Origin of the sequence: Nakamurella flava (genome assembly GCF_005298075.1) — a bacterium.
GTDB classification, from domain to species: Bacteria; Actinomycetota; Actinomycetes; order Mycobacteriales; family Nakamurellaceae; genus Nakamurella; species Nakamurella flava.
Genome location: NZ_SZZH01000001.1, coordinates 1,714,150 through 1,726,987, shown reverse-complemented (window position 1 = coordinate 1,726,987; position 12,838 = coordinate 1,714,150). Strand labels below are relative to the sequence as shown.

Below are 12,838 nucleotides of genomic sequence, written 5' to 3'. Positions count from 1 at the left end.
GCTAGCATGACCCAGGCCCGATCGGCCCGGGGGCCACCCCGGCGAGCGCCGGCGTGGGCCACCGGACGCGGGGGAGGCGGATACCGGGTGCGGATCGCCCACGTCTCCGACTGCTTCCTGCCCCGTCTCGGGGGCATCGAGATGCAGGTCAACGACCTCACCCGCCGGCAGGCGGCGGCCGGGCACCATCCCGAGGTGATCACTGCGACGCCCGGTGGGCCGGCCGGGGCGGCGGGAGCCGACCCGCGGGTGCCGATCCACCGTTCCGGTCTGCCGATCCCCGCGGAGATCGCCAACAACCCGTTCCCGTCCCGCCCGATCCGCAAGGTGCTGCGGGCCGGGAACTTCGACGCCGTGCACGTGCACGCCGGGGTGGGGTCGCCCTTCGCGGCCGCCGGTCTGCGGGTCGCCCTGGACCTCGGTCTGCCGACGGTGGTGACGGTGCACTGTCTGCGGCCGCCCTTCCGACTGCCGTTGATCCTCACCCCGTGGCTCGACCGCCGGCTGGCCCCGGGGTTCGCGCTCACCGCGGTCAGCGAGGCCGCCGCCGCCCCGTTGCGGGAGCGCACGGGGGTGCCGGTGACGGTGCTGCCCAACGGCCTCGATCCCGGCGAGTGGCGGGTCGCCGCCGTCGACGGGGCGAGTGAACCGTCGGCCCCCGCCGGGGCGGTCGGGACGACACCCGTCCATGCGGTGGCCACCATGCGGTTGTCGGTCCGGAAACGACCGCTGCCGTTGCTGAAGATCGTGGCCGCCGCCCGTGACCGGCTGGCCGCCGATCGGTCCGGCGTCGATCTGCGGCTCACCGTGTTCGGTGACGGCAAGCTGCGCCCCCGGATGGAGCGGTACCTGCGTCGGGAGGGCCTGACCGGCGCGGTGCGGCTGGCCGGCCGCATCGATCGGGCCTCCCTGTTGACGGAGTACGCCGCCGCGGACCTGTTCCTGGCCCCGGCCTTCCTGGAGTCGTTCGGGATCGCCGCCCTGGAGGCCCGGTGTGCGGGTCTGCCGGTCGTGGCGATGAGCGACACCGGCGTCACCGAATTCGTCGCCGACGGCCGGGAGGGCCTCATCGCCGACGGTGACGACGGCATGGTCGAGGCGATCGTCCGGCTGGCCACCGACCAGACCCTGCGACGGTCGATCCAGCGCCACAACCGCCGGACCGAGCCGCCGACGGCCTGGGCCACCGTCCTGACCAGGCTCGACGGCGAGTACGCCCGCGCGGCCCGACTTGCCGGTCGCCCCGCCGGCTCGGGACGGAGCCTGTCGCATTAGGGACGGCGGAACCCGGGGGAGGCAGGGGCGGACCCGCCGTGCTTCGTCTGGGGGCCGTTCCGTGTGGCCCTGCCCCGTTCCGCACCCACGAAACCCAGGGGCCAACTAAGCTGGGAGTGCTTCGGTCAAACAGACGGCCGTTCGCCGGTGGTTGAAGGCTGGAGGTGTGACCGTTGCTCACTGTGGACGAACCGACCGGACGGCTGTCGTTCGGGACATTCGTCGTCGAGGTGGACAGTGACGGCGAGGTGTCGCGTTTCAGCGGATCCGACGATCTGGCGACGGTGCTGGGCTTCACCCCGGGCGAGGTGCTCTTCACGGCGGTCATGCTGTCCGCTCATGTGCACGCGGTCGACCGGGTGGCCTGGCAGACCGCGCTCCAGCGGTGCCTGACCACCGGTGAGGCCGTGGTCATCGGTCATCGGCTGGTCACCGCCGACCGCAGCGAGCGGACGGCGACGACGACTTTCGCGGCCGGTCCGACCATCGGCCGGACCCGCACGGTGACCGGCGTGGTGACCGATCTGACCAACCGTCTGCGCGCGGCCACCGATTCGGAGATCACCCAGGCGGTGCGCGCCTCGGCGGCGACGCGCAGTCAGATCGACCAGGCCAAGGGCATGATCATGGCGGCCTACGATCTCGACGCCGAGCAGGCGTTCGACCTGCTCAAGTGGCATTCCTCCCACACCAACCGCAAGCTGCGCGATCTGGGCGCCGCCCTGGTCGAGGGTTGGGCGGTGGCCGACCCGGGGATGCCGTTGCGGCAGCGGGTGTCCGCGGTCTTCGAGGGACTGGGCAGTCCGGCCCCGCTGACCGAGGGGTGGTCGGCGCCGTCGGCCGAGACGGGGTCCTCGCCGACCTCCGGTCTCATCCCGCAGGCCCTGTTGCCCGGCATCCTGACCCGGGCCACGCACGAGGCGTCGGTGGCGATCACCGTGGCCGACATCCTCGCCGAGGACCAGCCGCTGGTGTACGTCAACCCGGCGTTCGAGCGGCTGACGGGGTACTCCGCCGAGGAGGTGCTGGGCCGCAACTGCCGGTTCCTGCAGGGGCCGTACGGCGACCCCCGGCTGCGGCACGAGATCCGGGACGCCATCGTCGCCGGGCGTTCGATCGATACGTTGATCCGCAACATCAAGCGCAACGGTGCCGAGTTCTGGAACGAGTTCCACCTGTCCCCGGTGCGGAACAAGGCGGGCCGGCTCACCCACTACATCGGCTACCAGCTGGACGTCACCGAACGGGTGGAGCGGGACCAGCAGCTCAGCCGGCTGACCGACCTCCGTCTGGCCTGAGCGCGGCGACCCGCCCGGTGGGCCCTGGCTCTGGCCGTCGGGCGGGCCCGGCCCGGCACCGTCAGCCGGTGATGGTCGACCACCACAGGTCGGCATAGCCAGTGGCGTCGACGGCGACGGCGACGTCCACCGAGGTCCAATGGGTGCTGAACGGGTCGGTGACCGACCGTCCGACGAAGCCGGGACGCCGGTCCACGATGGTCTGTCCGCGCCCGGGCCCGAAGCCGGTGTCGACCGTGACCGGCAGCCGTTCGACCGTCAGTCCTTCCGGTCGGACCAGCGCGCACAGCGTGCCGGCGTCCCCGATCCCGGCGCTGTCCTCGCCCCGCCCCCGGAACCGCAGCAGCGCCGCGGCCAGCTGACAGGCCGGGTCGAGTCGGTCGGCCAGTTCACCGGCCCGGTCCAGCGGGATGCGCGGGAGGTCGAAGACGTCCAGGCCGTACATCGTGATCGGGATGTCGAGGTCCCGGGCGGCGGCCAGGACGATCGCGGTGGCTTCCGGGTCGTGCAGCACGTTGTGCTCGGCGACGGGTGTCATGTTGCCCCGCGAGGCCGAACCGCCCATGAACACGATGCGCTCGATGCCGGCGGCGACGTCCGGGTGGGCCCGCAGGAGCAGGGCGACGGTGGTCAGCGGGCCGGTGGCGACCAGGGTGACCGGTTCCCCGTTCGCGATGGCGGACTGCAGTTCGTGGCGCAGCAGGTCGATGGCGGCCAACGGGCTGGTCCGCCGATCGGACGGCCGGGAGAACCCGCCCAGTCCGTCGACGCCGTGGAAGGCGCCGCTGTCGGGGGCGTCGTGCAGCAGCGGGTGAGCGGCGCCGCGTCCGACGGGGACGTCGGGGGCCCCGGCGGCGTCCAGGACGTACCGGGTGTTGGCGACGACCTGGTCGACGCCGGTGTTGCCGCCCACACAGGTCACGGCGCGCAGGTCCAGATCCGGGCACCGCACGGCGAACAGCAGGGCGAACGCGTCGTCGATGCCGGTGTCGACGTCCAGCAGAATCGGTGTCGGCTCGGCCACGGGGCCCTCCCGGAGGGTGGAGACGGTGGGACCGCGAGCCTAGCGATCGGGACCTGCCGGGCGGACGGGGTCGCGTCCGACCGGTCGCGCTGAGTCGGGAGTAGGCTGACCTAAGCTACTGGCCAGTAACATGAGGCCCGGGCCGCGGGTCAGTCCCCGCACCAGGCACAATGGTCAACCCGGGGGAGCGTGTCCGCGCCCCCGGCGCACGTCACATGGCGCTCGGGGCGAGCCCCGCGGCCGATGACCCCGGAGTAGGAGCGCAGCTCCCGCCGGGACGAACAGCTGGAGGCGAGGCAGAGATGGACATCACCGTGCTGGTGAAGCAGGTGCCCGACACCTGGGGCGAGCGCAAGCTCGTACCGGACACCTGGGTCATCGACCGGGACGCGTCCGACGCCGTCATCGACGAGATCGACAGCCGTGGGGTCGAGGCGGCCCTGCAGCTGGTGGAGGAGCACGGCGGCGAGGTGACCGTGCTGACCATGGGCCCGGACCGCGCGACCGAGACCCTGCGCAAGGCGCTGGCGATGGGCGCGGACAAGGCCGTGCACGTCGTCGACGACGCCTTGGCCGGGGCCGACGCCGTCCAGACGTCCGCCGTGCTGGCGGCCGCGATCTCGACCCTCGGTGCCGACCTGGTGATCACCGGCAACGAGTCCACCGACGGCCGCACCGGTGCGCTGGCGGCGATGCTGGCCGAGCGCCTCGGCCGTCCGCAGGTGACCGCGGTCCGCAAGCTGACCATCGACGGGTCGACCGTCGTCGCCGAGCGGGTGCACGACACCGGGTGGAGCGAGGTCAGCGCTCAGCTGCCGGCGGTGGTCTCCGTGACCGAGAAGATCAACGACCCCCGCTACCCGAACTTCAAGGGGATCATGGCGGCGAAGAAGAAGCCGGTGCAGACCCTCACGGTCGCCGATCTCGGGCTCGACCCGGCATCCGTCGGCGGCGCGGCATCGGCCACCCAGCCGGTGGACGGCGCGGCCAAGCCGCCCCGGACGGCCGGCGAGAAGGTCGCCGACGACGGGTCCGCCGGCACGAAGGTCGCCGAGTTCCTGGTGGCCCACCGCCTCGTCTGACCGGGCTGATCGCCCCGTCCTCCTCCGTAGTCTCCGTACTCCGGGCCACGCCGGCCCGATTCCCGAAGGGTTCCTCGAGATGGCACAGGTCCTCGTCCTGGTCGATGCCACCACCTCCGCCACCGTCCCCACCACCATCGGCAAGCTGACCGCAGAACTGCTGGCCGCGGGGGCCCGCCTGGGTGAGCCCGCCGCGGTGGTTGTCGGTGCCCCGGGCACGGCCGCCGCGCTCGCCCCCGCGCTGGGAGCGCTGGGTGCGACCGCCGTGTACGCGGCCGAGGCGGACGAGGTCGGCACCCACCTGATCACCCCGGAGGTCGCCGGACTCGCGGCGGCGGCCGCGGTGGCCGATCCGATCGCCGTGCTGGTGCCGGCCACCGTCACCGGACGCGAGATCGCCGGCCGGCTGGCCGTCCGGCTCGGGGGCGGCCTGCTGGCCGACTCGGTCGACCTCGAGCTCGCCGACGGTCAGGTCGTCGCCACCCAGTCGGTCTTCGGCGGGGAGTACACCGTGCGGTGGGCCGCTTCGCAGTCGGCCGGACCGGCCGTGGTGACCGTTCGGCCCAACTCCTTCCCCGTCCCGGACGAGCCGGCGGCCGCTTCGCCCGAGGTGACCACGGTCGAACTCGTGGTCGACCCGGCCACGGCCACGAAGGTGCTGGCCGAGCACCCGGAACCGGTGGGTGACCGTCCGGAGCTGGGCGCGGCCTCCGTCGTCGTCTCCGGCGGTCGGGGCGTCGGTTCGGCCGAGAACTTCGCCGTGGTCGAAGAACTGGCCGACGCCCTCGGGGGTGCGGTCGGTGCGTCCCGGGCGGCCGTCGATTCCGGCTACTACCCGCCGCAGTTCCAGGTGGGGCAGACGGGGACGACCGTGGCCCCGCAGTTGTACGTCGCGTTGGGCATCTCCGGGGCTATCCAGCATCGCGCCGGCATGCAGAGCAGCAAGACCATCGTGGCGGTCAACAAGGACGCGGACGCGCCCATCTTCGAGATCGCCGACCTCGGTGTCGTGGGGGACCTGTTCACGGTCGTCCCGCAGCTCGCCGAGGCGGTGAAGGCCCGTCAGGCCTGACGACCACCCGGCGAATATTGAGCACGCGACCGCGGGCGCACCCACGGTCGCGTGCTCTCGGCGGAGAGTCGGTGAAAATCGGGGCTCCGGGAGTCCGGGGGACTCCGGCGGAGGCAGACCGGTCAATGCCCGGGCATCGAACCGGGGAAACGCGTCCCGGCCGAACAGCCGTCCGGCGAAGCACGCGTCCGGCGGTGGCTCAGCCGGTCTTGTTGCCCAAGGCGACGAGGACGCCCGCCAAGGCGAAGTACTTGTTCGAGCCCAGATCGGCGATGGTGCGAATGCCGAGTGCGTCGGCCAGGGCCTGATCGTGGGCCGGGGTCAACCCGGCGAGGGCGGACGGCGGCGCGGCCAGGATCTCGGGCAGGGACTTGTCTTCCCATGCCTTGTCGAGCGCCTTCGCCAAGTCGACCGAGACGGCCATGTCGTTCCCCCCAGGAGCGGCGACACCGCGGCCGGCCGGTGCCGGGTTGGCGGTTCGTCGTGCCGCCCCAGCATGACGGTGTGCGCGGGGACGGACAACGGTTGTTCACCCTCCCAACGGGTGGTGACTGTCCGTCACTGTCGCGACCTGGATCGGCGCCGGGTTGGGTCTGACGGCCGCCGGCGACCTACTCTGGACCCTGATGCCCTACCTCGATCACGCTGCCACCGCCCCGGTCCTGCCGGAGGTCGTCGACGCCGTCGCGACCGCCCTGCGCGAGACCGGTAATGCGTCGTCGCAGCACACGGCCGGTCGGGCCGCCCGTCGCCGGGTCGAGGAGTCGCGTGAGCGGATCGCCGGCACCCTGGGGGCGCAGCCCAGCGAGGTCGTGATGACCTCGGGCGGCACGGAGTCCGACAACCTCGCCGTCACCGGTTTCTTCCGGGCCCGCCAGGCCGCGGACCCCCGTCGTCGACGGATCCTGGTCCCGGCCATCGAGCACCACGCGGTACTGGACACCGTCGAGCACCTCGCGGCCCGCGAGGGGGCCGAAATCGGCTGGCTCGAGGTCGACGACTTCGGGCGCGTCCACGCCGACACCCTCGCCGCGGCGATCGCCGAGGACCCGCAGACCGTCGCGGTGGTCTCGGTGATGTGGGCCAACAACGAGGTCGGCACGGTCAACCCCATCCGCGAGCTGGCCGCGGTCGCCCACGCGGCCGGCGTCCCGCTGCACACCGACGCCGTCCAGGCCGTCGGCCAGCTTCCGCTCGATTTCGCCGCCTGCGGGGCCGACGCCCTGTCGCTGTCGGCTCACAAGTTCGGCGGACCCACCGGGGTTGGGGCACTGCTGCTCCGTCGGGACGCCGTGGTCGAGCCGTTGCTGTTCGGGGGCGGTCAGGAGCGCGGAGTGCGGTCCGGGACGCTCAACGTGGCGGGCGTCGTCGGTCTGGCCGTGGCGGCCGAGTCGGCGGTGGGCGATCTGTCCTCCCAGTCGGCGCGGCTGACCGGGCTGCGTGACGAACTGATCGCCGGGGTGCAGGCCCAGGTGCCGGATGCCGCGCTGTCCGGCGATCCCGGCCAGTCCCTCGTCGACGGCGGCCCGTCGCGGCTGCCGGGCAACGCACATCTGCGCTTCCCCGGCTGCGAGGGGGACTCGCTGCTGATGCTCCTCGACGCCCACGGCATTGAATGCTCGACCGGCTCGGCGTGCACCGCCGGGGTCTCCCGGCCGTCGCACGTCCTGATCGGCATGGGGGTCCCCGAGGACGACGCCCGCGGTGCCCTGCGGTTCTCGCTCGGGTCGTCCTCGACCGCGCAGGACGTGGAAGCCGTGCTGGCGGTCATCGGTCCGGTGGTGGAGCGGGCCCGCAAGGCCGGGCAGGCGGCGGCCGCCCGTCGTGCCCGGGTCGCCGCGGCGGCCGAACGGCCGTGAACGGCGATCCGACCGGGGGTCCGTCGTCGGGGGTCGATCGACGATGAGGGTGCTGGCCGCCATGAGCGGGGGAGTCGACAGCGCCGTGGCCGCGGCGCTGGCCGTCGATGCCGGGCACGACGTCACCGGCGTCCACCTGGCGTTGTCCCGATCGCCCGGGACGTTGCGTACCGGATCGCGCGGCTGCTGCACCGTCGAGGACGCGTTCGACGCCCGGCGGGTCTGCGACCTGCTCGGCATCCCCTACTACGTCTGGGATTTCAGCGCCGAGTTCGCCGAGGACGTGGTGGCCGACTTCCTGGCCGAGTACGCCGCCGGCCGTACACCCAACCCGTGTCTGCGCTGCAACGAGAAGATCAAGTTCGCCGCGTTGCTGGACCGCGCCGTGGCGCTCGGCTTCGACGCCGTGGTCACCGGGCACCACGTCAAGCTGCGGGACGGCATCCTGTACCGCTCGGCCGACGCGGCGAAGGACCAGTCGTACGTACTGGCCGTGCTGACCGCAGACCAGTTGGCGCACAGTCGTTTTCCGCTGGGCGAATGGACGAAGACGCAGGTGCGCGCGGAGGCGGCCCGCCGCGGGTTCGCGGTCGCGGCCAAGCCGGACTCGTACGACATCTGCTTCATCCCCGAGGGCAACACGCAGGAGTACCTCACCGAGAAGCTCGGCGCCCGCACCGGCGAACTGGTCGACGCGACCACCGGCGCGGTGCTGGGTCGCCACGGCGGCGTGCACGGGTACACCATCGGCCAGCGCAAGGGTCTCGGTCTGGACCGTCCCGCACCGGACGGTCGACCGCGGTACGTGCTCGGCATCGAGCCGGTCTCCGGCACGGTCACGGTGGGACCAGCGGAGGGACTGGACGTCTCGGTGCTCACCGCGCAGCGTGTGGTGTTCTCCACGGGGGCGCCGCCGCCGATGCCGTTGCGCAGCCGGGTGCAGTTGCGGGCCCACGGCGCCGCGGTGCCGGCGACTGTGGAGCTGGTCGACGGCCGGCTGGTCATCACGTTGGACGACCCGGTCCGCGGCATCGCGCCGGGACAGACGGCGGTGCTGTACGACCCGGACGACGAGTACGTCATCGGGGCCGGGACGATCATCCGGACGAGCTGAAGGTGACGGTGACGTGAGCGGTCTGGTGGTGGGGGCTCCACAGGACGTGCCGGGGGTCGATGCCCCGGCACCGGTGCGGCCGTGGCATCGCGGCGCGGCGACCGGGATCGGTTCGTTGCCGGGCACGTCATCCGATGAGGCCGCGTCGATGGTCGCCGGCGAGCTGCCGGAACTGCCGCACCTGGCCGAGCTCCCGGCTCGCGGGGTCGGTGCGGACCTGATCGGCCGGACCGCCGGTCTGCTGGTCGACATCGCCGCCGAAGTGGTGCCGTCCGGTTGGCGGGTGACCCGGCGCCCGGGTCGCGACCTGCGGAGGGCGACCGACCTGATGGCCTGGGACCTGGACGCCGTGCAGCAGCACTACGCCGGGGCGAGCTGGGTCAAGGTGCAGGTGTGCGGGCCGTGGACGCTGGCTGCGATGCTCGAACTGCCGGACGGCAACCGCATGCTCATCGACCAGGGCGCCGTCGACGACCTGGCGGCGTCGCTCGCCGAGGGGGTCGCCGCGCACGTCGCCGAGGTGAGCGCCCGGGTGCCCGGCGCGGGGGTGGTCGTCCAGTTCGACGAACCGGCCCTGCCCGGCGTGCTGGCCGCCCGGATACCCACGGCGTCCGGGTTCGGCACCCTGCGGTCCGTCGGTTCCGAGCGGGCACAGTCGGTGCTCGCCGCCGCCCGGGCCGGGGTGGCCGATCGGCCCACCCTTGCCCACTGCTGCGCAGCGGACTCGCCGGTGCGGCTGCTGCGATCGGTCGGGTTCGACGCGGTCGCCCTCGACCTGACGATCATCGGGTCGAGCGCCGCGCGGCTGGACCCCATCGGCGAACTGATCGAAGACGGGGGTGTGCTGGTCGCCGGGATCGTGCCGGTCACGGCTCCCGCCCCGGGCCGGACGCCGACCCTGCGGCAGGCCGTCGACCCGCTGCTCGCCGTCTGGGACCGGCTCGGATTCAGCCGGGAACGGCTGCCCGACAGCGTCGTGCCGGCGCCCACCTGTGGTCTGGCCGGGGCTACCCCGGCCTGGGCGACCGCGGCGATGAAACGCGCGCAGGAGCTGGCCCGGGCGCTGAGCGACCCGCCGGCCGGCTGGTGAGCGACCGAATCCGGCTCGGCTCACGATTTCCTTGCGTCGCAGCAGATGGGTGACCCTGTCCCGGTGCAGAACAGCAGTGTGCCGAGCGCCGGGTGGTCGGTTGAGGGTTTGTCGAGTGCGGTCCGATCGGCGGGGCGGGGATACAGCCGGGCGGCGCTGCTGTTCCTGGCGGTCGTCCTGCTCATCCCGGTGCTGCTCGTCCTCATCGTGCCGGCGGTCGCAGCGGACGCGGTCGGACTGACCGAGCGGATCCCGGCCGTCGTCCAGGTCGTCGACCGCCAGCGCCTGCGGGACAGCTCCAACAAGCGTCCGCGGTGGTCGGTGACGGTCAGCTGGACCGGCGCTGACGGCTCCCCCCACGAGGGCTCGGACATCGTGACCTCTGCCGCCGCCCCCTACGTGGTCGGCCAGCGGGTCGAGATCGGCGTGTACGGCGACGACATCACGATGAAGAAGCCCGGCGAGGCCTGGTGGGTCCTTGCTCTGGCGGGAGCGTTCACGCTGATCGGTCTGGTCGTCGCGGCGATGTTCTGGTGGCGTTCCCGGGCCTGGTCGTCACTACCGCGACTGGTCGGAGTCGCCGAGCCGCAGAGGATGACGGTCGTCGGTCCCGGCGACCGGGTCCGGCTCCGGTCATCCCGCTTCGCACCGGCCCACCGCGGCCAGGTCGTACCGGTCCGCACTGGACAGCCCGTCGACGCCGAGTCGACGGTCGTCATGCTGGAGGCCCCGACGGCCGGCGGGTCGACCCGGCCGCCGGCCGTCGGTGACCAGCTCGACGTCTGGTCGAACGGACGGGTGGCGGCGGTCCGCCGCCGGGTCGACGGGGCCTGGTGGGTCACGGGCCTCGGTGCCGACGGCCGGTCCGCGGCTGCCCTGACCGGACCGGCCGCCTCGCGATCCAGTGTCGTGGGTGGATCGGTCCTCGTCCTGTTCGGGGCCATCGTGCTGGCCGGTGGTCGTTTCGCCCTGCGCCAGGGGTTCGTGGCTCCGGGGTGGGGCCTGTCGGTGCTGGGTCTGGCCGGCGTCCTCGCCGGCATCGTCGTGCTGGGCCGTGGTCGGTCGCGGGCGCGCCGGCGGCAGCACGTCGACCGGCCGTGACACCACGCCGGGGTCAGCGCAGTCGGGCTGACCCCAGCATCCGCTCGACGGTGATCGCGACGACCACGCGGCGCGGGTTGGGACGCGGCTCCCGGTAGCGAGCGGCGTAGCGGCGCTCGGCGTCGGCGATCGCCGCCGGCTCCCGTAGCACGCGGCAGGGGCCTTCCAGGCTGATCCACGAGGGGCCGTCGACCGAGCAGACCGCGGCTCGGGGGGCGGCGCCGTCCGGCCCGGGGCGTTCGGCGTTGCGCACCTTCACCGACCCGTCCGAGGTGATGATGCGGGCGGTGGCGGTGGCCGGCTCGTAGGTGAAGCCGACGGCGACGACGTGCAGCGACCCGTTGCGGCGCACCGTGGTCAGCGACGCCAGGTGGCGGTCGGTGAGGAACTGCAGGACGTCGGCCGGTGGATTGTGGGGGTCGATGCTCACGGGCCCACCCTGCCAGGCGGGCCCCGACGGGACGACGGAGGCCGACACCCCGCGACGAGTGGTGGGTCGCGGGGTATCGGCCTCAGTGGGTGCCGTGGGAACGGTCAGGAGACGAGCGCGGCCGCCGAGCGGCGGGGTGCCAGCTCCCGATCGAGGTCGGCGAGCTGCGTGATCATCGCGTCGACCGCTGCGGCGTCCTGCTCGGAGCCGAGGAACTCGCCCTCGACGACGAACGTCATCGCCTTGACCAGGGCGACGGGCTCGACCTGCACCAGGCCGAGGGCGTCGGTCACGGTGGTGAGGCCCTGGACGGCGCCGCGGCCGCCGGAGACACCGCCGTAGCCGACGAGTCCGAGAGCCTTGTCGCGCCATTCGGCGTGCAGGTAGTCGAGCGCGTTCTTGATGGTGGCCGGGAAGGAGTGGTTGTACTCGGGGGTGGTGATCACCAGCGCGTCGGCGTCAGCGACGGCGGCCGCCCACGCCTGGGTGTGCGGCTGGGTGTACTGGCCGCTGCGCGGGTGGTGCGGCTCGTCGAACAGCGGCAATGCGATCTCGGCCAGGTCGAGGATCTCGACGCGGTCGAAGGCGCCTACGGTCCGGGCCCGTTCCGCGACCCACGCTCCGATGGCGGCGCCGATGCGTCCGGGACGGGTGGAGCTGACGACGATCTTCAACGTGCTCATGGCGAACCTCCGACGGCATGTAGTTGAATACTCAAACTCTAGCCATGCGTAGGACATTCCGGGACGGAGCGTGACGCTCTTCACCCACCGAGCAGCAGGCCGGCCAGCCGGTCCGGATGGAGGAGCGGCGAGAGATGGGCCGCATCGGGCCAGACGTCGACGGTGGCCCCCGGGATGCGTCGAGCCATCGCCGTCATCACCTCCGGGGGCGAGACCGGATCGAACTCGGCGGCGATCACCGCCACCGGCGCCGTGATCGCGCCGATCCGGTCCGCGGCGTCGAACCGCGCGATGCCTCGCAGGGCGGTCGCCCAGGCCGCCCGATCGGCCCGCCGCAACTGGCCGGTGATGTCGGCGACGACACCCGGGAACCGATCGAGCTCGGCCGGCCGGAACCAGCGGGCCAGTGCACCGTCGACGTCCACCGGGTGCCCGGCCGTCAGGGCGTCGGCCGCCGCGGCGAACGGTGGGAACGGAGTGTCCCGACTGCCGATGATCACCAGGTGCTGCACCAGTTCCGGAGCGGCCAACGCCAGTTCGAGGGCGACCTGACCACCGAACGAGTGCCCGACGACCGACCAGGTCCCGCCCCCCTCCCGGGCCCGGGCAGCGATCCGCTCGGCGACCCGCCGCTGCGGATCGGTGACGTCGGTGGGGGGAGTGACGTCGGGCGCCCACAGCGGCCCGTCGAGGCGGTCGGCCACCGCGGTCCAGATGGTCGGCGACAGCGGGGTGCCGGTGAGTGCCAGCCACCGGCGGCGGCCGTCGGCCGGGGGTGGTGCGTCGACCTGGACCACGAAGACTCCTCCC

At 73.0% G+C, this 12,838-nt stretch carries 13 protein-coding genes; 8 read left to right on the top strand and 5 right to left on the bottom strand.

The features are described from left to right. Window positions 1–6: 6 nt before the first annotated feature. Together FDO65_RS07805 and FDO65_RS07800 are read left to right on the top strand one after the other, a co-directional pair. Window positions 7–1,275, top strand: a complete 1,269-nt coding sequence (locus FDO65_RS07805) for a glycosyltransferase family 4 protein (RefSeq protein WP_137448774.1) — start codon at window positions 7–9, stop codon at window positions 1,273–1,275. Between the two features lie 182 nt (window positions 1,276–1,457). Beyond that, the gene (locus FDO65_RS07800; protein WP_240757554.1) at window positions 1,458–2,573 is read left to right on the top strand and encodes a PAS domain S-box protein; all 1,116 of its coding nucleotides are present in this window, start codon (window positions 1,458–1,460) and stop codon (window positions 2,571–2,573) included. Between the two features lie 61 nt (window positions 2,574–2,634). On the opposite strand, the gene FDO65_RS07795 is transcribed toward FDO65_RS07800, so the two are convergent. Continuing rightward, a complete protein-coding gene (locus FDO65_RS07795; RefSeq protein ID WP_137448772.1) occupies window positions 2,635–3,597 on the bottom strand; it encodes a nucleoside hydrolase in 963 nt (320 codons plus the stop codon). A 302-nt stretch (window positions 3,598–3,899) separates the two neighbouring features. Here FDO65_RS07795 and FDO65_RS07790 point away from each other — a divergent pair, with 302 nt between their 5' ends. Next, window positions 3,900–4,679: an electron transfer flavoprotein subunit beta/FixA family protein gene (locus FDO65_RS07790; protein WP_137448771.1), complete on the top strand. Its 780-nt coding sequence runs from the start codon at window positions 3,900–3,902 to the stop codon at window positions 4,677–4,679. A gap of 79 nt (window positions 4,680–4,758) precedes the next feature. Continuing rightward, a complete protein-coding gene (locus tag FDO65_RS07785; protein WP_137448770.1) occupies window positions 4,759–5,751 on the top strand; it encodes an electron transfer flavoprotein subunit alpha/FixB family protein in 993 nt (330 codons plus the stop codon). A gap of 199 nt (window positions 5,752–5,950) precedes the next feature. On the opposite strand, the gene FDO65_RS07780 is transcribed toward FDO65_RS07785, so the two are convergent. Further along, window positions 5,951–6,175 (bottom strand): hypothetical protein, encoded by a 225-nt coding sequence (locus tag FDO65_RS07780; RefSeq protein ID WP_137448769.1) that lies wholly within the window; start codon window positions 6,173–6,175, stop codon window positions 5,951–5,953. Window positions 6,176–6,377: 202 nt separating this feature from the next. Between FDO65_RS07780 and FDO65_RS07775 the strand changes: the two genes are divergently transcribed. From FDO65_RS07775 to FDO65_RS07760, 4 genes are all read left to right on the top strand, one after another. Continuing rightward, on the top strand, window positions 6,378–7,610 hold the full coding sequence (locus tag FDO65_RS07775; protein WP_137448768.1) for a cysteine desulfurase family protein: 1,233 nt from the start codon (window positions 6,378–6,380) through the stop codon (window positions 7,608–7,610). 43 nt (window positions 7,611–7,653) lie between these two features. Beyond that, entirely contained in the window at window positions 7,654–8,724 is a 1,071-nt protein-coding gene (mnmA, locus tag FDO65_RS07770) for a tRNA 2-thiouridine(34) synthase MnmA (RefSeq protein ID WP_137448767.1), read from the top strand. 22 nt (window positions 8,725–8,746) lie between these two features. Further along, entirely contained in the window at window positions 8,747–9,814 is a 1,068-nt protein-coding gene (locus tag FDO65_RS07765) for a uroporphyrinogen decarboxylase/cobalamine-independent methonine synthase family protein (RefSeq protein ID WP_420847529.1), read from the top strand. Between the two features lie 63 nt (window positions 9,815–9,877). Beyond that, window positions 9,878–10,915: a hypothetical protein gene (locus FDO65_RS07760; RefSeq protein WP_137448766.1), complete on the top strand. Its 1,038-nt coding sequence runs from the start codon at window positions 9,878–9,880 to the stop codon at window positions 10,913–10,915. 13 nt (window positions 10,916–10,928) lie between these two features. Here FDO65_RS07760 and FDO65_RS22735 read toward each other — a convergent pair whose 3' ends face one another. From FDO65_RS22735 to FDO65_RS07745, 3 genes are all read right to left on the bottom strand, one after another. Then, on the bottom strand, window positions 10,929–11,345 hold the full coding sequence (locus tag FDO65_RS22735; RefSeq protein ID WP_137448765.1) for a pyridoxamine 5'-phosphate oxidase family protein: 417 nt from the start codon (window positions 11,343–11,345) through the stop codon (window positions 10,929–10,931). A 104-nt stretch (window positions 11,346–11,449) separates the two neighbouring features. Continuing rightward, on the bottom strand, window positions 11,450–12,028 hold the full coding sequence (locus FDO65_RS22730) for an NADPH-dependent FMN reductase (protein ID WP_137448764.1): 579 nt from the start codon (window positions 12,026–12,028) through the stop codon (window positions 11,450–11,452). An 80-nt stretch (window positions 12,029–12,108) separates the two neighbouring features. After that, entirely contained in the window at window positions 12,109–12,825 is a 717-nt protein-coding gene (locus FDO65_RS07745; protein WP_166442084.1) for an alpha/beta fold hydrolase, read from the bottom strand. Between the last annotated feature and the right edge of the window lie 13 nt (window positions 12,826–12,838).

What these genes read in the sequence shown, in the direction of transcription:
- FDO65_RS07805 (WP_137448774.1), top strand. Translation starts at nt 7, where the DNA reads ATGACCCAGGCCCGATCGGCCCGGGGGCCACCCCGGCGAGCGCCGGCG.
- FDO65_RS07790 (WP_137448771.1), top strand. Translation starts at nt 3,900, where the DNA reads ATGGACATCACCGTGCTGGTGAAGCAGGTGCCCGACACCTGGGGCGAG.
- FDO65_RS07785 (WP_137448770.1), top strand. Translation starts at nt 4,759, where the DNA reads ATGGCACAGGTCCTCGTCCTGGTCGATGCCACCACCTCCGCCACCGTC.
- FDO65_RS07780 (WP_137448769.1), bottom strand. Translation starts at nt 6,175, where the DNA reads ATGGCCGTCTCGGTCGACTTGGCGAAGGCGCTCGACAAGGCATGGGAA.
- FDO65_RS07775 (WP_137448768.1), top strand. Translation starts at nt 6,378, where the DNA reads ATGCCCTACCTCGATCACGCTGCCACCGCCCCGGTCCTGCCGGAGGTC.
- mnmA (WP_137448767.1), top strand. Translation starts at nt 7,654, where the DNA reads ATGAGGGTGCTGGCCGCCATGAGCGGGGGAGTCGACAGCGCCGTGGCC.
- FDO65_RS22730 (WP_137448764.1), bottom strand. Translation starts at nt 12,028, where the DNA reads ATGAGCACGTTGAAGATCGTCGTCAGCTCCACCCGTCCCGGACGCATC.